The organism is Shewanella decolorationis S12, assembly GCF_000485795.1.
GTDB classification, from domain to species: domain Bacteria; phylum Pseudomonadota; class Gammaproteobacteria; order Enterobacterales; family Shewanellaceae; genus Shewanella; species Shewanella decolorationis.
In genome coordinates this window covers 535,765-553,671 of record NZ_AXZL01000076.1, presented here as the reverse complement: position 1 = coordinate 553,671, position 17,907 = coordinate 535,765, and the positions used below count along the sequence as shown (strand labels likewise).

The following is a 17,907-nucleotide window of genomic DNA, read 5'->3' as shown; positions in this document are numbered from 1 at the left end:
TTTTATTACAGTCTACAACCACTTAAAGCGATAGAAGAGCGCCATTTGCAGGGCGACCAGCGAGATAAGAATGCCGCAGAAGGTCGCAAAGGCCCAGGTATTATCCGCACCGGGAATGCCACCAATATTCACCCCAAGCAAGCCGGTTAAAAAGCCCAGCGGCAAGAAAATGGCCGAGACTAAGGATAAGAAATACAAGCGCTTGTTTAATTGCTCAGATTGCTGACTGAGTAACTCTTCTTGGGTCACATTGGCCCTATCACGCAGGGCGTCTAAGTCTTCAATAGTGCGAATAAGTTTGTCCGTGGTTTCGCGCATTTTGAGTCTTTCGGGCTCGTTAAATAGCACAAACTGATCGGACAGCATCTTAGCGAATGCTTCTTTTTGTGGCCCTAAATAGCGGCGCAGCGCCACGGTTTGCCTACGTAGCTCGGCGATATCTGTGCGTAAATCTTTCACATTACCTGAAACAACTTGTTCTTCTAAGTCAGACAGTTGTTCTTCGAGTGTGTCGATAAAATCCACTTTGCGGGTGGTGAGCCTTTCACATACGGCGACGATAAAGTCTCCCGTGGTGGTGGGGCCTGCGCCTTCCATAATGAGTTCGGCAACATCTTTGACTGAGAGCAGCTCGCGATCGCAGGTTGAGATAATTCGTTGTTTATCCGCGTAAATACGCACTGCGACCATGTCTTCTGGCGCTGAATTGGGGTTTAAGTTTACCCCGCGCAGGGCCAGCAAGACGCCTTCGCCAGCCAGTACGGCCCGCGGGCGAGTATCCTGGGCGAGCAGGGCGTCGCTTTCGACTTTATTCAAGCCGCTGTTTAGCACCCAGTGGCGGGCTTTTTTGTGGCGATAACGAAGGTGTATCCAGATCAGTCCATCTGTAGGATCCCAGGTTTCAAGTTCTTCTGGGGTTAAGGTTGACCCCGCGCGCGCGCCGCTAAGCACTAAGCTGTAGATAAATCCATCGTGCATTACGCATTCCATCTCTTGCTAAATCATGGCTTCAAGCTAACTGATTTCGTTGTGAAAATGAAGCCTAGGCGAGCTTTGTGCTGACAATCGCAGCCCTTGGTGAGGCTAAATTGCTGGCCAAGCAAGTTACGATGAAATAGATTAAAATTAGCCTTAAGTGGTAATGCATTGAGAAGATAAAATGGAATACGAATTTCGGCGTAACAGTTTGACGGGCACTTATTTAGCCAGCTTTAGTATGGACCATGAAGTGCTGGGCCAATGGTTTACTGAGGAGTTGGGGCCAGAGTTAGCCAAAATTCAACAGGTGCTCGATATTATCAAAGAAATTCAGGCAGGTAAGCGTGATTCTTGGCGGTTAATCGGCGGCGATCTCACCCTGGATCTGGATGAAGAACAGGCGCGCATTTATGCCAATGCTTTAGGATTTGAGCAAGAGTTTGAACTCGAGGAATCGATGTCCCTCTACGATGCGGAATCGGAAGCCTATTGTGGCTTAGAGGATTTAGAGGAAGCCCTGTTAAGTTGGTATCAATTTGTGCAAACGGGGCGGTAGCTCTGCTTTCAATTTCGGTAGTTAATAAAGGCAATCGATTGATTGCCTTTATTTTTATCTTCGCTTGGTATCAGGAGGTTTCTGTATCAGTTGTTCAAATACCTTACCGCCATTTCGGTTCTCGACTTGGCATTGGCCTTACGCAGCAGGTTTTTAACATGCACTTTTACCGTGCCTTCACTGATATGTAAGTGCTCTGAAATCATCCGGTTGCTTAACCCTTCTGCCAGCTGTTGCAGGATCTGTAGCTCCCTTGGCGTGAGGCTTGAAATCCATTCCTGCTCATCGGCGGCATTTTTAAGCTCGTACAGATATTCTTCAACCTCATCGCTGATCACTCTGTGGCCCAACATGGCATTTTTGAGCTTATCGAGCAGCAGATCCGGCTCGGTATCTTTCAGCAAGTATCCGTCGGCGCCCGCACGCAGTAGTCGGATCACATCTTGTTTGGCATCCGACACGGTGAGGATCACTATCCGTGAGGTAACGCCTTCTTGTCGCATAGCGTTGAGGGTATCGAGTCCTGTCATTCCCTTCATATTCAGATCGAGCAGTACAATATCGGGCTCATCGGTGGCGACGGCGCTTAAGGCATCCAAGCCACCGCCGACTTCACCGAAGAGACTAAAATCCGGATCGGAGGCGATCAGTTGGCAGATCCCTTTGCGAAGGAGAGGATGGTCATCGACCACGAGGACAGAATAAGGCTTACCCATGTGTAGGCTCCTGTTGGGAAGGGAAAACTAAAGTGACTTTGGTTCCCTGTGACAAATGTGATGCGTTATTGGACTCTGAGGGAGTGCCAGGGATTTGTTGATCTTGTTCTGCAATTCCCTTGCTATTAGTGTGCGTATCATTACTGCTAAATACAACAGTGCCCGCTAATTTACTGGCGCGCTCGTGCATGATCCCTATGCCAAAGTGTTGATCTCGCTCCTTAAGATAACCAATTCCTATGCCGTTATCGCTCACACTGATATTGACCATGCCATTGTCATCTTTATAACAGCGAATATTGATCAGGCTGGCATTGGCATGCTTGATGGCGTTGAGTGTGGCCTCACGGGTGATCTGCAGAATGTGAATATGCTGCTTCGCCTCGAGCCATTGGGGCGAAAGTTTGTAATCGAGATGGATCTTGATATCGGTATTGGCCCTGAGTTGCTCGAGCATGGCTTCCATCGCGTTCTTCAGATTCGGTTCCTTAATGGTTAATCTGAAAGTGGATAATAACTCCCTGAGCTGTACGTAGGCTGTACTGACGCCTTCATTGATTTCCGTCAGTTGACTCTCTACCGCGGGGCTGCGGCAACTATGGTCTAAGTTTTTGCGTAGCAAACTAATTTGGATTTTGAGGAATGACAGTACTTGGCCGAGGGAGTCGTGCAATTCCCTAGCAATTACTCCGCGCTCCTCCATCAAGGCCAGTTGTTGTCGCTGCTCGGTGGCGTTATGGATAACGATGGAGCGAGTGAGCATGATGGCGAAGTTTTTAAACAGCGGCGTATTGGTATCCTGCGCCGAAATCAGTTCTAAGTAACCTAAGTCAGCCTGTTCAAATTGCAGTGGGAAACGGGTGCTGTGCTGGGCATCTTCCGGCCAGCCACCATCGGCTTCGACGACTTCGAGTTCCTGCTCTGGGTACTGAATAATCAGCCTTAAATAGTCGATAGACTCATAATCCTTTAACTTATTCAACGCGGCCTTGAGCGCCTTGTAGTCCAATTTTTTCGCATTAAGAGTCAAAAGGTTATCGTATAAAAAGGCGAGTTCATTGTTTGCTCTGGTGAGCGCAAGAGTCTTCTCGGCGACTTGAGATTCTAAGTTGCCATACAGGGTCGCGAGCTCGCGGGCGGTTTTTTGCAGCGCATGGGTTAGGGCGGTGAGTTCAATATATTCGGTCTCGGGCATTTCTATCTCGAAGTTACCCTTTGAAATGGTGTTGGCCGATTCCATTAACTGCTGCAAGGGCACTACGACTTTTCGCTTGGTAAAACGTACCGCTAAAAAGGCGATGGCGAGCATCAGTCCGAGTCCAAAAATCTGACTCGCGGCGAGTAGGCGCAGCTTAAAGGCAGCGTGGTGCTCCATTTCTAACACCAACAAATCAATGGTATCGACAAAGTCTTTAAGCGAGGCGGCGTAATCGCGGGAGTTTTCCTGCTCAATGTAGTACTTCATCACCAGCCATTTATCGATAACGAGTTGATACTGTTCGGCGATCTTTTTCGGGCTAAGCCAACCCGTGGAGGGTTGCAATGCCTCGGAATGCAAGGTATTTTCAAACTCGGTAATTTTCTCTTGGGCGGCGTCACTGCCGGAATTGGCATAAAACATCAGCCGGTAACTTTGCATCCGCAGTGAACCCGAGGCGTTGATGGCCTTTGCATCGCCTAAACTGTAAGACAAATTGATGATTGCGAAGATGGCTAGGCTGCTGGAAAGTAAAATCAGTACTAACATTAAACCCAAAATTTTTGAGGTAAGGCTGCCTCGTTTCATATGTCCATTACCTAATATATGGCCGTTGATTTAATAGCACTTTAGTCGTGTTTTACATTAGAAAATAATGTACTACATTAACAAAAACATAAAAGTGTGAACAACAACACTATTACATTTTGATCTAGCGCAAACTTCGCTCCAGATACCTCCTAAGGGGTATGTCTTTGGAGGGGTTAAGCCACTAACTTTGGCGCTGGAGATGTCGTGATTTATTAAAATAATGCAACACGGAGATGAGATGATGAAGAAGATGACAGGTAAGTCCTTTGCACTGAGTGCATTGGTTGCCGCGAGCTTCATGGCGGCGAGTGCGATGGCGAGTGATAAAACTGAGCCTCGCAATGAAGTTTATAAAGATAAATTTAAAAATCAATATAATAGCTGGCATGACACTGCAAAGAGTGAAGAGCTAGTTGATGCGTTAGCACAGGATCCTAATATGGTTATTCTGTGGGCGGGTTATGGTTTTGCTAAAGATTACAACGCACCTCGCGGCCATATGTATGCCGTGACTGATGTGCGTAATACTCTGCGTACAGGCGCTCCAGCCAATGCTGAAGACGGCCCAATGCCAATGGCCTGTTGGAGCTGTAAGAGCCCAGACGTACCTCGCTTAATCGAAGAGCAAGGTGAAGACGGGTACTTCAAAGGTAAATGGGCCAAAGGTGGTCCAGAAGTGACCAATACTATTGGCTGTGGCGATTGCCATGAAAAAGGCACCCCAAAATTACGTATTTCTCGTCCTTATGTTGATCGTGCTATGGAGGCTATTGGCACTCCATTTGATAAAGCATCCAAGAAAGACAAGCAATCAATGGTTTGCGCTCAGTGTCACGTTGAATACTATTTCGAGAAGAAAGAAGACAGAAAGAACTTCGTAAAATTCCCTTGGGATATGGGCGTAACCGTTGAGCAAATGGAAGTTTACTATGATGGTATTGAGTTCTCTGATTGGACTCATGCACTGTCTAAAACGCCAATGTTAAAAGCACAACACCCAGGTTATGAAACTTGGAAGATGGGTATTCATGGTAAAAATAATGTCAGTTGTGTTGACTGTCATATGCCTAAAGTGACTAGCCCAGAAGGTAAGAAGTTCACTGACCATAAAGTCGGTAACCCATTCGATCGTTTCGAAGAAACCTGTGCAACTTGCCATAGCCAAACGAAAGAATTCTTAGTGGGTGTCACTAATGAGCGCAAAGCTAAAGTTAAAGAAATGAAACTTAAAGCGGAAGAACAATTAGTGAAGGCGCACTTCGAAGCCGCTAAAGCATGGGAATTAGGGGCTACTGAAGCCGAGATGAAGCCAATCCTAACGGATATCCGCCACGCTCAATGGCGCTGGGACTTCGCCATTGCTTCGCACGGTGTTGCGGCTCACGCTCCTGAAGAAGCGCTACGAGTGTTGGGTACGTCAGTTAATAAAGCGGCCGATGCTCGAGTTAAGTTGGCACAATTGTTAGCGAAAAAAGGTTTAACAGATCCAGTTGCTATCCCAGATATCTCTACCAAAGCGAAAGCTCAAGCTGCACTAGGTATGGATATGGACAAGATGAATGCAGAGAAAGAAGCATTCAAGAAAGACACATTACCTAAGTGGGATGCTGAAGCGAAAAAACGCGAAGCAACTTATAAGTAAATATTCTTGAATATGAGCTAACCCCTCATAGCAAAGCCCCCGTAACTCAGGTTACGGGGGCTTTTTATACCAATCGTATTAAATATTTGTTCATTCAGCGGGAGTTAACGGGCTTTATGCAAGGCTAATGCTTTGAATTAATTGGATGTTTAATGTGATTGGTATTATTACTGTACTCGTGCGTATAACGGCTATTAATTTGGCTCAGTTTTATAAAATGGCGTTGACTGACGTCGAATAAAGTCATGTTCAAACTGTTCTGGCGTAACGGGTTTGCCATAGAGATAGCCTTGTCCGTAATTACAGTCATCATTGCAAATAAATGTGTCCTGAAAGGTATTTTCAACGCCTTCTGCAATGACTTTTAGTTTAAGTTTTTTCCCTATCGCAATCATAGCTTTAGTGAGCTCTCGTGCTTGCTCGCTATGTTCGAGTTTGCTGATAAAACAGCGATCGATTTTCAAAGTATCGAAGGAATACTTTTGCAGATAACTCAGTGAAGAGTAACCGGTACCGAAGTCATCGAGTGAAATATGAACCCCCAGTTCCTGTAGTTGCGAAATCGCATGATGGGCTATGTGCTCATCCTGTAGCAGCATTCCCTCTGTAATCTCTAGCTCAAGAGCGGTTGCGGGTAATTGATATAGGGTCAAAAGCTCGGCGATATGTTCACCAAAGCGAGGATTACGCATTTGCACTGGAGAGATATTAATGGCGATTTTAAAGTCTTGTTGCAATATCTGGCACCAATAAGCAGTTTGCTTTAGGGCTGAGTGCAGAACATAGTTGCCAATTTCAATGATTTGGCCATTACGTTCGGCTAATGCAATAAATTGATCTGGTGCCACTTGACCTAGCACTGGGTTATACCAGCGTAATAGGGCTTCTGCACCTATAACTTGGCGGGTGTTGAGTTCGATAATCGGTTGGTAGTGGAGGCTGAGTTCATGCTTTTTAAGCGCATCGACTAAGTAGGATTCAATTTGGTAGCGCTCATTAAGTATGCTTTGTGTTTGTTGATCAAAAAAACTGTAACTGAGTCCTTCTGCTTTGCTGATTGTCATGGCCGCTCCCGCTTTTTGTAGAAGTTGGGCGGCATCAATTCCATCGTTAGGCGCTTGGGCAATACCAATTGAGCAATGTAAGCTTATGATAAGATTTGCAATCCCAAATGGGGAGTGGCAGCAATTTATGATTTGCTCGATAAACTTATGCGTCTCTGTATGAGAGGAATTATTGGCTTGCACTAAAACAAATTCTGCTCCAGCAATACGGGCAATAAAGGTGTCATTTGAGGTGCTATGTTGTAAGCGCTGACCTAAGGTTGCGAGAATTTTGTCACCAATTAAATAGCCGTAGCTGTCGTTGATCGATTTAAAATTCCGTAAGCCAACATAAAAGACAGATATTTTTTGCTTGCGATTAATGTCTTCTAGCATGTTCGCCAGAGTATTAATCAAATTGGGTCTGTTAGGTAATCCCGTCAGCGGATCGTAGCTCTTATGATACTCAAGTGAGCTTTCAGTGTTGGTGCGGGTTTCGATTTCGCGAATTAATTTGGCACTCAATTCAGCTAATTCGTGGGTTCGTTGTTGCACTTTTACTTCGAGTTGCTGGTTATGTAGCTGTAATTTTGCCTGTTGGTATAAAGTAATTAGATTAGTTTCGATAGCATTCTGAAACCTTGCCAGCAGACTGCGGAACTGTTGGCTGTAGTTGCGTTCTTTATTGTCTAGCATACAAATAGTGCCGAAAGTCGTGTTATCGGGCCAATGCAGTGGCAGGCCACAGTAGGCTATCATCCCCAGTTTTATATCGGGATTTTTATCCCAATTTGCATCCTTTAATGCGTTAGGAATATGGAGCTCCCGGCACTCTTTCATCACGGTTTCGCAGTAAAGCCCATGCCCCAAATGTTCTCTATCTTGAGGTTTGTAGGGGTTTCCTTGGCTATGGCTTGAGGCAAAAACTTCAATTTCCGTAGGATGAACCCGCATAATGAGTACGGCTGGGGTATCAACGATCTCCGATATTAAATCTAAGGTTTGTTGCCAATTTTCAAGCATGTTTGGCGGCACCATTATCTTGTTTGCATCAATACCTAAGTCGGCGTACAACCGCTCTTTTTGATCCTGTTGGAGTGCGAAGTGGTAGGGCATAGCGGTTCATCCATAAAGCTCGATACTATTTATTGACTATAGTCTTTTTATCTCTATGTGGGGTGTTAATCACAGCCTGAAGTGTTTTGATATGTAAAATATATGTTGTATATTCCCATGGATTTCTTAAGTTTTTGATAAGAATTAGCCAGTACTCTGAGGGCGGGTATAGCTGAGTAGTGGACAACTAAGTGCATCACAATATGAAAAGCAATGTTAGGACGACATTTTTAAGCTTTGCAAAGGGACATTTGCTGGTACCTTGGTTAGTGTTTGCGGTGATTATTTTTTGGCTCGAACTAACCCATGCCGACATGCGTTTCGCTAACTTTTTATTTCACTGGCAGGGTGGTGTCGATTCTTGGCCTTTGCGTGGCCATTGGTTGACAGAGGATCTGCTGCATGTCACTGGGCGAAATCTGGTTATTTTGCTCGCGGTGGTTGTTGTAAGCTGTATTGGCTTAAGTTTTCGTCTCGATAAACTGCGTCCATATCGTAAAGGCTTTATTTATCTGTTTTGCAGTGTACTAGCGAGTGTTGTGTTAGTTCGAATTGGCAAAAGCTTGACTCATATGACCTGTCCATGGGATGTGATTGAGTTTGGTGGTCGTATGATGCACTCATCCCTATTTGCTCGTTTGCCAGAGGGCGCCGAGTTTGGTCAGTGTTTCCCTGGCGGGCATTCTAGCGGCGGCTTTGCTTGGATTGCTAGTTATTATTGGTTGAAAGAGTATCGCCCAAAATATGCCTACGCAGGGCTTATCTTTGGTATAACCTTGGGCGCGGTATTTGGTTTTGCGCAGGAGCTTCGCGGCGCTCACTTCTTGAGCCATGATCTATGGAGTTTGGCGATTGCTTGGACGTCAGCAAGCTTACTTTACTATGTTTTTTTTCTTCGCGTACCTAAGGTAAAAAAGGTTAAAGTCACCAATAAAATCAACTTTATCAATGCTAAAGTGTGCAATAAAGCCATCCCTAAATAGTGGATGGCTTATTATTCTTTGACCTATGTTTTTAACGATTAAAACCTAAATTCAAAGCGAATATCCTCTTGACGTAGTCTGCGTCTCTCGTCGAGGAGATGGTTTTTCTCGTTCAATAAGATGTTCTTTTGCTTCAGTAGCTCTGCTTTATCGGTGAGATTGTTTAGCTTGTTGTTGATGCTACTAATCTCGCTATCGATGGCATTTAAGCGATCGGCAATTTCAGCCAGACGCTTATTCACCAGATATTGCTCATGTCCTTGGTTATAACGCTCAACAAACTGATTGTTGCTACAAACGCCATAGTAACTTTCGCCTGCTAAGCCTACACGGTAGCCATTTTCGGGCAAACAGTAGCTGATGAGCCCTTGCTGATATCCCTGCTGCCACTGTGCCGCATCGACTCTTAGGTTAAACTCCCGGCAGTCCTGCTGATATTGATTGAGTTGAGTTGCCGTTACGCCTCTATTACCGTCGGCTAAACCCGTGGCATACCAGTCGTTATCACGACATTCTTCGAGTGAGAGGCTAGTACATTGGGTAAGAGAGAGCGCGGTAAGTGCCAAAGCAAAATTAAGATAACGCATGTGATTTTCTAAAACTGTCGTCAAAGTGGCCTCAGCATAAAGCTTAGGGCATAGGAGAGCTAGTGCTATATTTCGCCAGCAATACGGTTATCTTGCACAATACGCGGGCTGGCTTTTCTATCTGAGTCACAACTTGCTTGATATCATGATGCTAACGCATTGAGTTAATGTTAGTTTTACTCATAAATCTCCTGTGTCGGAAATCCATATGTTGGCTTCGCTCCCTCCATCAGATAGATCGCTCTTAGCGACAAAAACACCTGTGCCACACTCTGCGGCCACTTTTTTGTCATCTAAAGAGGTGAAAGCAGAACTGAAAATGGCGACAGACTCCCCAGCGTCCAGCGATACCAATGCCTCAACTAAGGTCGGTGCCCTGCAATCTTTCGCCCATGGTGCACTAGGTTTGGCTGAGCCAAACGCCCATGACACTTTTTGTGAATCCAAAAGTTCACACCAGGATAGTAGTCAAGGTTACTTTAAGGCGGGACAATTGTTGAAAGCCGCTGCAACCGTTGGCAGCGTGATTGCACTCTTCGTATAAATCACATTGGATTTCAGTCTCTTGCCTAATAAGTTATTTGAAACGCTCATTAAGGTAAGGTACAGGCAATTGGGGATATTTTTCAGCAGCTTTACTGACTTTAAATCCTGCTAAGTTTTGCTATTGTGTTCCTAGTTGTGGTGCTTTAGTTTTTACTGAAGTCAGGTATCTTTAACGGTATATTTTTATCTATCCTCTTTATAAGGCTGCTTTTATATGAAGATTTGCCCGGCGCATTCCATCTTACGCCTAACTAAGGTATAAGGTCGGTATGAAAACTCCTAAACGAATCCAACCACTGGTTGATGAAGGACTGGTTGACGAAGTCATCAGTCAATTAATGAGCGGTAAAGAGGCTACAGTGTACGTGGTACGCTGTGGTGAGGATATTCGCTGCGCCAAGGTATATAAGGAAGCGGAAAAACGCAGTTTTAAGCAAGCTGTAGTTTACCAAGAGGGACGTAAAGTCCGTAATAGCCGTCGTGCTAGGGCGATGGAGAAAGGCTCCAAATTCGGCCGTGAACAGATGGAAGAAGCTTGGCAGAGTGCCGAGGTCGATGCGCTGTTTCGTTTAGCCCATGCAGGTGTCAGAGTGCCTACGCCATTTGGTTGTTTCGATGGCGTATTGCTAATGGAACTAGTGACTGACAGCGAAGGTCATGTCGCGCCCCGTCTGAATGATGTGAGCTTTAGTGCTGAGCAAGCCATACACGACCATGGGTTAGTGATGACCTATGTTAAACGCATGCTTTGCGCTGGTTTAGTCCATGGAGACTTATCCGAGTTTAATGTCCTAGTAGATGCGAATGGCCCGGTGATTATCGATTTGCCCCAAGCCGTTGATGCCGCAGCTAACAATCATGCGAAATGGATGCTTGAGCGTGATGTAAATAACATGACGCAATACTATGGCCAGTATGCCCCTGAGCTACTTAAGACCCAATATGCCAAAGAAATGTGGGCGTTGTTTGAGGCGGGTCAATTAAAGCCTGATACGCAATTAACGGGCAAATTCACCGAAGTATTAGTCGATGCCGATGTGAATGCTGTATTAGATGAAATCCAAGCCGCATACGATGAGGCCCAGGAACGTAAGCTGCGACTTCAAGAAGCTAATGAAGGCTATTAGTTTATCTATTTAATAAAACAGGCGCTTTTTAAGCGCCTGTTTTATTGTTCAACTTATTAATACACAGATTTTAGTATCTGGTATTACCATCCTTGGCATGGGGATCCTTCCCCCTCCTTGCATTGAACCTCTGAATAAAAGGACAAGACCAAAGGGATAAATATGTTGATGGAGCACAGAACATCATCAACATATTAAATCTTTGGGGGAGATTACTCCCTTGAGCCTTGCCGAAACCTTAAGTGTTTAAGCCATCCGTGGCGCGCTATCTTAGCGCTGGATCCTCATTGATCCATGAATAAAAGGACAAGACCCAAGAGGGTAATATGTTCGTGACTTGGGGGAGCACAATTCACATATTTGATCTTTGGGGGAGACAACTCCCTCTTAAGCCTTGCCAAAACCTATCGTTTTCTCCCTTGATTTCGCCTACGGGGAGAGAGTTGACAGAGTCGGATAGTAAACAGCACAGTTATTATTGTTATGTGTACGATTTATATCTTAGGTCGTTGGGGAGCGATAATAGATACCCATCCGACTCTGTCTAAACTTTTACGCTAATTCAATTAATTGGATGACAAGGCCGGACATAAAAGGGCGCTGTTATTTTTATTTTTAGCACATCTATCATACCGCTTGCAGACCTCAAGCCTGTATGAATTGGAGTCCGGCCTTGTCGATAACTGCACTAGAAGTTGTTAGCTCAACCTATAGTGCGTAATTCATTATTAAGCTGCTTAATGCGTTTTTGGAGCTGAGCGATTTCACTCATTAACGCGCATTCACGCTGCTGTGGCTGCTGCTCACTTTCCCTTACCCATTGGTAAACCGACTTAGCAGAAAGTCCATACTGGCGAGCAACGTCAGAGAGTAATCTGCCTTTAACTTTCACTTCAAAAATAACGTCAGGTTTAAGACTATGATTGGCGATTCCCATGGGCTGTCCCTCTTACTCAATGTTCAGTCTATTTGCTAGTTCTTTTGGTGTTTTCCTTGTTGATTAGTGGCGCTGCTCTATATCCCACTGGCTATGTCCTAGGTGGCGCAGGGACAACCATTCATGGTGACAATGACTAATGAGTTTCATCAGATGTTTCATCTCTTCCTCCTCAATCCGTTTGGGATTGTGCTTCGATTAATATGCCTCATTAGGGGCATTTAGATTAACGTCCATTGATGTTGAACAGCTTACTTAAGGTGTGGAGTGAATTGCGCTTGAGCGCCTTTGCTCTTCTACCTATTTATTAGTATGTAAGAACTGTGCCAATTTTTTGAAATTTACATTTTCATTTAAAATCATAATCTTATTTAAATGTTTCAAACGGTGTTTTTTCAAAGCCATGTCAGAAACGGTGCAGCTTGCACTATTTCAGTGCTTTTACTCTAAATGTTATGCAGATGAGCTTGAGATGTTTCTGTTTAGTGTTGCTTTCGATTGAATCAGTCATAAACTGAGCGATAAAGCGATTAAAGATTGTCTCAACAGAGAATGTTTATATACTGCGGTTTTTATGGTGTCTTTTGGCGACTTGCCACGCCCTTTGCCTTTTGGCGGGCAAATACCATCATCAATCATGTTATGAGGTCATAAATGATGAAGCCTTCTCTGATTAAATCTCTGCCGGCGTCAAAGCTGGCGATTGTCGTGGTTACCAGTGCCCTGATTGCTTCGGGCTGTACGACTGTCAATCCCTATACCAACGAACAACAAACGGCGAAAGCGACGACTGGCGCCTTAATTGGTGCGGTTGCCGGAGCGGCTGTTGGGGTTGCGTCATCAAGTAAGAGTGACCGCGGTAAAGGTGCTTTAATTGGTGCAGCCTCTGGTGCCGCCGTAGGTGGTGGGATTGGCTATTACATGGATGTGCAAGAAACCAAACTGCGTCAACAACTAGCTTCAACAGGCGTGAGTGTAACCCGCAACGGTGACAATATTATTCTCAATATGCCAAACGAAGTGACCTTTGGTGTCGACCAAACTGAGCTGAGCGATGGCGCTAAGCGCGTATTGAACTCAGTGGCGCTGGTGGCCAAGGAATACAGCAAGACCCAACTGAATGTATTAGGTTATACCGACAGCAGCGGCTCAGATGCTTACAACCTACGTTTATCACAAGTGCGTGCCAGTGAAGTGAGTAACTATTTGATGAGTAAAGGTGTCGCTTCTGCTCGGGTTAAATCTAAGGGCATGGGTGAGGCGAGTCCTATCGCATCGAATGCAAATGCCGCAGGTCGCGCGCAAAACCGCCGAGTGGAAATTGTGTTAACTCCTACGGGTTAATAATGCGTCAGAGAATATAGAGTCGCCTACGGGCGACTTTTTACATTCTGCATTTGGTGATTCTTTGCATTAGGGAACAATTTACATTTAGGGGACAATTTGTCCATTCATCTAAAAGACTTAAGTGATCTTGGCCACAATCGCCCCGATTTGCATTTATCGGACTGCGTTAATACTTGATCCGCTAAAGGTTTTGCCGTCTTGTATGCACTAGGAGATTTCTGTGTGAATGGAGAGTACAGCATGGCAAAACAAGGTTTAGTGTTAGCAATCAGTTTAGGGTCGACATTGATGGGGGGAATAGCACAAGGCGCACCAATGAGCACTGAGGCGACTGCACCAATTGAACTCAGGGCCGCTGGCAGTTTAAAGGCGGCGATGAACGATATTATTGCCGCTTACCAAGCGAAATCCGACGCCAAAGTCGCGGCGCAATATGCGCCTTCGGGCTTATTACTCAAGCGGATCCAAGAGGGTGAGCAGGTTGATATCTTCGCTTCGGCGAATATGAAACACCCGCAGGCGTTAGTCGATGCGGGAGCGGGTCAAGAGGTGCAAATGTTTGCCCGTAACCAGCTCTGTGCCATTGCTCAAGCGGATGTACCACTCACTAGCGCGAATTTATTAGATACCCTGCTCGCGCCGCAAACAAAGCTCGGAACGTCAACACCAAAAGCCGATCCCGCGGGGGATTATGCTTGGGCAGTGTTTGCGAAAGCCGAGGCCTTAAAAGCTAATGCAAAAACCACATTAGAAACCAAAGCCTTGCAGCTAACGGGTGGGCCTGATAGTGCTAAACCGCCCAAGGATCGTAATCCCTATGCTTGGGTGATGGAAAATAAGCAGGCAGACGTATTCTTAACCTATTGCACCAATGCGGTGCTGGCACAAAAAGAAGTGCCAAGTCTTAAGATTGTCGATTTACCGCCAGAGTTAGCGGTCGGTGCCGACTATGGCCTATTGGTGTTAAAGGATGCCAATAGTGCAGCTGCACCTCTGGCCGAGTTTATTTTATCCCCTGAGGGACAAGCGATTTTAACGGGTTATGGTTTTCAGCCGCCTAAAAAATAGTGCTAATTGACTCATTAAAATGGTGCCCTATGGCGCCATTTTTGTTGTTCGTTTTAGCAGGTTGAGTGCTAGGGCGTGTTGACGTTTCGAGATTAGATTTGTTCGTTCTGGCAAGTACATGCTCGCGAAACGAGGAATGATGTGTCGTTATTCTACTCAAATGACGAGCGGTTCTTATGACAGAAAGTCAGAGCAAGAGCTTGCCAGACGAACCCTTCGGGCAGCATTTGGCTGGCGTTTCTGCTGCGTTATCGTCCGTTTATGTAGAATAACTACACTGCACGGACGTTGCCTTGCATAAAAGCCAGCCACATTGCTGCAAAAATAACCCTGAAACGTCAATACGCCCTAGTGCATTAAATACAGGGTCGCTAATCCTAGGAAGGCAAACAGACCAATCACATCGGTGACTGTGGTGAGCACCATGCCGCCCGCTAACGCAGGATCCACTTTTAAGCGCTTTAAGATCAGCGGAATACTGGCGCCAGCTAGCCCTGCAACTGTCATATTGATGAGCATTGCGCCGCCAATCAGGCTGGCAAGCGCCATATCGTCTTTCCAAACTAATACCGCGATAAACACCAAAATCGACCACATCAGGCCATTTAAAAAGCCAATGGCGAGTTCTTTGCCTATCAGCCAGCGAGCATTGCTCTGGCCAATATGACCCAAGGCAATCCCGCGGATAACAAGAGCTAAGGTTTGATTGCCCGCGACCCCGCCCATGCTCGGGACAATCGTCATTAAAATCGCAATCGTAGCAAATTGCTCGATTGTGCCTTCAAACATATTGCTGACAGAGGCTGCCAGCAGGGCGGCAAACAGGTTAATCGTCAGCCAGAGTGAGCGGCGGAAAGTACTCTTCACTACAGGGGCGAAGGTGTCTTCATCATCGTCCATCCCCGCCATCCCCATCATGGAGTGCTCGGCGTCCTCACGGATAACATCCACCACGTCATCGATGGTGATACGCCCGAGTAATTTGCCCTCGCTATCGACCACGGGCGCGGATACCCAGTCATGGCGCTCGAACAGCTGCGCCACTTCACTGTCGGACATGCCCACGGGAATACTCTCGATATCGGTATCGATAATGCTGCTGATATGAGTATTGGGATCGCAGGTGAGCAGATCCGTAAGTTTGACCCCGCCGAGCACGCGATCGTGCTTATCCACCACGTATAAGGTGTCCGTGGTGTCGGGCAGGTTGCCCCGTTGGCGCAAATAACGCAGTACCACATCGATATTCACATCGGGCCTTAAGGTCACAGTATCTGTGTTCATTAGGCTGCCCGCGGTTTCATCGGGGTAGGAGAGCGCTTGCTCGACCCGCTGGCGGTTTTGCAGGCTCATGGACTGCAATACTTGCTTATACACTGCATCAGGTAGGCTTCGCAGGATATAAGCGAGATCGTCCGTATCCATACTGGCGGTGGCCTTGGCGACCCGCTCAGGGCTCATGGCACTGATCAGCGGATCTTTTAGCTCTTCACTGAGCTCATCGAGAATATCCCCGAGCTGATCTTGATCGACAAGTTGCCATAGCACTTGCCGCGCCTTAGGGGGCGAGGACTCTAAAATCAATGCGATATCCGACGCCGCCATGTTTTGCAGCATTTGCCTGACATGCACAAACATACCGCTATTGAGGGCATGGCTCAGTTGGTCGAGACGTTGTTCGACTTGTAAGCTGTCTGAGGCTTCTACAGGCATGTTTCCTCCAAGGTGGCGACGGTGGATAGGCGGGCGTTTAGCTATTGAGGACTTAAGCCAAAGCGCAGCGGTATATTGTAATTGAGCGCACGGGAGGGCGTCGAGTCACAAATGTGTTTAACTGGTATAAGGTGCTGAAACCAAAACCAAACAGGGTACTGAATAACGGCAGGGAGCATCGAGATGAGATGTGGATACGATTAACAGGCTTCGTCGAACTTAGCGTCGATAAGCGCGCAAATGGCATTGAGTGCGGGCTCCGCATCCGGACCTTCGGCAATCAGGGTAATGGTTTTACCCATGCCAGTTTCAAGCATAAGGAGTCCTAACACACTGGCGGCAGAGGCCTGTTTTTCACCTTGGATCAGCGTAATGCTGGCATCAAACTCTGAGGCCAACACCACGAGTTTTGTCGCGGCGCGGGCATGTAAACCAAGCTTATTGCAGATGGTGACTTGGCGCTCAAGCTTTGGCATGGCTTAACTCTCGGTGGCGGGCATTCACTTTGTGTTTACCGTTGCTAAAGCGTTTAGCCAGTTGTTCGGCCACATAAACCGATCTGTGTTGACCGCCAGTACAGCCGATGGCGATGGTCAGATAGCTGCGGTTATTACGCTCTAAGTGGGGCAACCAAGTCTCGAGTAAATTCTCGATTTGCCAGATGAACTTATTGACCAGTGGCTGGCGATTTAAAAATTCCGCCACGGGTTCATCTAGGCCGGTTAGTGGACGCAGTTCGAGTTCCCAATGGGGATTGGGTAAAAAGCGCACATCAAACATAAAGTCGGCTTCGGTTGGCATACCATGTTTAAAACCGAAGGACTCAAAGTTAATCACCAGTTCCTTATCGACACTGCCAAGCAGGATTTGCCGTACTTGGTCGCTGAGTTCATAGATATTCAGATTCGAGGTATCTATGTAGTGATCCATCTGCTGAGACAGGGGCTCGAGCAATTTGCCTTCAAGCTTAATGGCTTCTTGCAGAGAAACACGGCTCTTAGATAAGGGATGTAAGCGCCGAGTCTCGCTGTAGCGTTTGAGTAGCACTTTATCGCTGGAGTTTAAGAAGAAGCTAGTAAGTTCAGTGCCCGCAGGCAGGCTGGCAAGCTGTTTGACGAGTACCTTGTCTTGCTCCGGCAGGTTACGCACGTCAACGCTGATGGCGACGAGATCGTTACTGCCCTTTAGCTGTTCGAGTAAGCTGCCAATCAGCGGCAAAGGAAGATTATCGACACAATAGTAGCCGAGATCTTCAAGCACTCTTAGTGCGACCGATTTGCCCGAGCCTGAGCGCCCTGACACTATGACCAGTTTCATCCAGTGATTACCTGATAGAGTTCCGTTTCATCATGCGTCTTGCGCAATTGCTTCAATATTTGTTTGTCACTGAGCTTTTCAGCCATGCAGGACAAAGTGCTTAAGTGCTGTTGACATTGGTCAGCAGGCACTAGCAGCGCAAATAAAATGTCGACAGGTTGTTTATCGATAGCATCAAAGGCTATCGGCTCCTCACATTTCACCAATATGGCTATGGGTTGTGTTATATCGGTTAATCGACCATGTGGAATGGCGATGCCGTTACCTATACCTGTGCTCCCCATCTTTTCGCGCGCCACAAGGCTTTCGAAGATCTCTTGAGATGAGAGGGTGGGGTACTGGGCAGCGGCTAAGTCGCTGATAAGTTCCAGTACCTTTTTCTTACTGCCCGGAGTGGCGCAGGTCGTGCATTCCGGCCGCAGTATGGTACGAAGTTCCATTG

General features: G+C 46.4%; 17 protein-coding genes. 7 read left to right on the top strand and 10 right to left on the bottom strand.

The window, feature by feature from the left end; all coding sequences use genetic code 11:
* Positions 1–12 precede the first annotated feature (12 nt).
* Entirely contained in the window at positions 13–978 is a 966-nt protein-coding gene (locus SHD_RS19465; protein WP_023268696.1) for a zinc transporter ZntB, read from the bottom strand.
* Between the two features lie 181 nt (positions 979–1,159).
* Here SHD_RS19465 and SHD_RS19460 point away from each other — a divergent pair, with 181 nt between their 5' ends.
* Positions 1,160–1,534 carry a YacL family protein gene (locus SHD_RS19460; protein ID WP_023268695.1) on the top strand — a complete coding sequence of 125 codons (375 nt, stop codon included), beginning with the start codon at positions 1,160–1,162 and terminating at the stop codon, positions 1,532–1,534.
* 86 nt (positions 1,535–1,620) lie between these two features.
* Here SHD_RS19460 and SHD_RS19455 read toward each other — a convergent pair whose 3' ends face one another.
* A complete protein-coding gene (locus tag SHD_RS19455; RefSeq protein ID WP_011621455.1) occupies positions 1,621–2,250 on the bottom strand; it encodes a response regulator in 630 nt (209 codons plus the stop codon).
* Entirely contained in the window at positions 2,243–4,036 is a 1,794-nt protein-coding gene (gene narQ / locus SHD_RS19450) for a nitrate/nitrite two-component system sensor histidine kinase NarQ (protein ID WP_023268694.1), read from the bottom strand. Before narQ ends, SHD_RS19455 begins: the two co-directional genes overlap by 8 nt.
* A 241-nt stretch (positions 4,037–4,277) precedes the next feature.
* Here narQ and nrfA point away from each other — a divergent pair, with 241 nt between their 5' ends.
* Positions 4,278–5,681: an ammonia-forming nitrite reductase cytochrome c552 subunit gene (gene nrfA / locus SHD_RS19445; protein ID WP_039978751.1), complete on the top strand. Its 1,404-nt coding sequence runs from the start codon at positions 4,278–4,280 to the stop codon at positions 5,679–5,681.
* Between the two features lie 194 nt (positions 5,682–5,875).
* Here nrfA and SHD_RS19440 read toward each other — a convergent pair whose 3' ends face one another.
* On the bottom strand, positions 5,876–7,840 hold the full coding sequence (locus SHD_RS19440; RefSeq protein ID WP_023268692.1) for a bifunctional diguanylate cyclase/phosphodiesterase: 1,965 nt from the start codon (positions 7,838–7,840) through the stop codon (positions 5,876–5,878).
* Positions 7,841–8,043: 203 nt separating this feature from the next.
* Between SHD_RS19440 and SHD_RS19435 the strand changes: the two genes are divergently transcribed.
* Entirely contained in the window at positions 8,044–8,823 is a 780-nt protein-coding gene (locus SHD_RS19435; RefSeq protein ID WP_023268691.1) for a phosphatase PAP2 family protein, read from the top strand.
* Between the two features lie 38 nt (positions 8,824–8,861).
* Here SHD_RS19435 and SHD_RS19430 read toward each other — a convergent pair whose 3' ends face one another.
* Positions 8,862–9,410 (bottom strand): DUF2799 domain-containing protein, encoded by a 549-nt coding sequence (locus SHD_RS19430; protein ID WP_023268690.1) that lies wholly within the window; start codon positions 9,408–9,410, stop codon positions 8,862–8,864.
* Between the two features lie 319 nt (positions 9,411–9,729).
* On the opposite strand from SHD_RS19430, the gene SHD_RS19425 reads away from it, so the two are divergent.
* Positions 9,730–9,954 (top strand): hypothetical protein, encoded by a 225-nt coding sequence (locus tag SHD_RS19425; protein WP_167330624.1) that lies wholly within the window; start codon positions 9,730–9,732, stop codon positions 9,952–9,954.
* Positions 9,955–10,225: 271 nt separating this feature from the next.
* Complete coding sequence (locus SHD_RS19420; RefSeq protein WP_023268688.1) at positions 10,226–11,083, top strand: PA4780 family RIO1-like protein kinase; 858 nt, start codon at positions 10,226–10,228, stop codon at positions 11,081–11,083.
* A gap of 703 nt (positions 11,084–11,786) precedes the next feature.
* Here SHD_RS19420 and SHD_RS19415 read toward each other — a convergent pair.
* Positions 11,787–12,020: a transposase gene (locus SHD_RS19415; protein ID WP_023268687.1), complete on the bottom strand. Its 234-nt coding sequence runs from the start codon at positions 12,018–12,020 to the stop codon at positions 11,787–11,789.
* 654 nt (positions 12,021–12,674) lie between these two features.
* On the opposite strand from SHD_RS19415, the gene SHD_RS19410 reads away from it, so the two are divergent.
* Both SHD_RS19410 and SHD_RS19405 read left to right on the top strand, forming a co-directional pair.
* The gene (locus SHD_RS19410; RefSeq protein WP_023268686.1) at positions 12,675–13,364 is read left to right on the top strand and encodes an OmpA family protein; all 690 of its coding nucleotides are present in this window, start codon (positions 12,675–12,677) and stop codon (positions 13,362–13,364) included.
* Positions 13,365–13,607: 243 nt separating this feature from the next.
* Entirely contained in the window at positions 13,608–14,435 is an 828-nt protein-coding gene (locus SHD_RS19405; RefSeq protein WP_023268685.1) for a molybdate ABC transporter substrate-binding protein, read from the top strand.
* Positions 14,436–14,783: 348 nt separating this feature from the next.
* Here SHD_RS19405 and mgtE read toward each other — a convergent pair whose 3' ends face one another.
* The 4 genes from mgtE to ptsN all read right to left on the bottom strand — a co-directional run bounded on the left by mgtE (position 14,784) and on the right by ptsN (position 17,905).
* Positions 14,784–16,148, bottom strand: coding sequence for a magnesium transporter (gene mgtE / locus SHD_RS19400; RefSeq protein WP_023268684.1), 1,365 nt, complete (start codon positions 16,146–16,148; stop codon positions 14,784–14,786).
* 200 nt (positions 16,149–16,348) lie between these two features.
* Complete coding sequence (locus SHD_RS19395; protein ID WP_011627201.1) at positions 16,349–16,624, bottom strand: HPr family phosphocarrier protein; 276 nt, start codon at positions 16,622–16,624, stop codon at positions 16,349–16,351.
* Entirely contained in the window at positions 16,611–17,465 is an 855-nt protein-coding gene (rapZ, locus tag SHD_RS19390; RefSeq protein WP_023268683.1) for an RNase adapter RapZ, read from the bottom strand. Before rapZ ends, SHD_RS19395 begins: the two co-directional genes overlap by 14 nt.
* On the bottom strand, positions 17,462–17,905 hold the full coding sequence (ptsN, locus tag SHD_RS19385; protein WP_011621469.1) for a PTS IIA-like nitrogen regulatory protein PtsN: 444 nt from the start codon (positions 17,903–17,905) through the stop codon (positions 17,462–17,464). Before ptsN ends, rapZ begins: the two co-directional genes overlap by 4 nt.
* Between the last annotated feature and the right edge of the window lie 2 nt (positions 17,906–17,907).

Bases quoted from the DNA above. Each gene is read 5' to 3' on its own strand.
- SHD_RS19465 (WP_023268696.1), bottom strand. From the start codon at position 978: ATGCACGATGGATTTATCTACAGCTTAGTGCTTAGCGGCGCGCGCGCG.
- SHD_RS19460 (WP_023268695.1), top strand. From the start codon at position 1,160: ATGGAATACGAATTTCGGCGTAACAGTTTGACGGGCACTTATTTAGCC.
- SHD_RS19455 (WP_011621455.1), bottom strand. From the start codon at position 2,250: ATGGGTAAGCCTTATTCTGTCCTCGTGGTCGATGACCATCCTCTCCTT.
- narQ (WP_023268694.1), bottom strand. From the start codon at position 4,036: ATGAAACGAGGCAGCCTTACCTCAAAAATTTTGGGTTTAATGTTAGTA.
- nrfA (WP_039978751.1), top strand. From the start codon at position 4,278: ATGATGAAGAAGATGACAGGTAAGTCCTTTGCACTGAGTGCATTGGTT.
- SHD_RS19440 (WP_023268692.1), bottom strand. From the start codon at position 7,840: ATGCCCTACCACTTCGCACTCCAACAGGATCAAAAAGAGCGGTTGTAC.
- SHD_RS19435 (WP_023268691.1), top strand. From the start codon at position 8,044: ATGAAAAGCAATGTTAGGACGACATTTTTAAGCTTTGCAAAGGGACAT.
- SHD_RS19430 (WP_023268690.1), bottom strand. From the start codon at position 9,410: ATGCGTTATCTTAATTTTGCTTTGGCACTTACCGCGCTCTCTCTTACC.
- SHD_RS19425 (WP_167330624.1), top strand. From the start codon at position 9,730: ATGGCGACAGACTCCCCAGCGTCCAGCGATACCAATGCCTCAACTAAG.
- SHD_RS19420 (WP_023268688.1), top strand. From the start codon at position 10,226: ATGAAAACTCCTAAACGAATCCAACCACTGGTTGATGAAGGACTGGTT.
- SHD_RS19415 (WP_023268687.1), bottom strand. From the start codon at position 12,020: ATGGGAATCGCCAATCATAGTCTTAAACCTGACGTTATTTTTGAAGTG.
- SHD_RS19410 (WP_023268686.1), top strand. From the start codon at position 12,675: ATGATGAAGCCTTCTCTGATTAAATCTCTGCCGGCGTCAAAGCTGGCG.
- SHD_RS19405 (WP_023268685.1), top strand. From the start codon at position 13,608: ATGGCAAAACAAGGTTTAGTGTTAGCAATCAGTTTAGGGTCGACATTG.
- mgtE (WP_023268684.1), bottom strand. From the start codon at position 16,148: ATGCCTGTAGAAGCCTCAGACAGCTTACAAGTCGAACAACGTCTCGAC.
- SHD_RS19395 (WP_011627201.1), bottom strand. From the start codon at position 16,624: ATGCCAAAGCTTGAGCGCCAAGTCACCATCTGCAATAAGCTTGGTTTA.
- rapZ (WP_023268683.1), bottom strand. From the start codon at position 17,465: ATGAAACTGGTCATAGTGTCAGGGCGCTCAGGCTCGGGCAAATCGGTC.
- ptsN (WP_011621469.1), bottom strand. From the start codon at position 17,905: ATGGAACTTCGTACCATACTGCGGCCGGAATGCACGACCTGCGCCACT.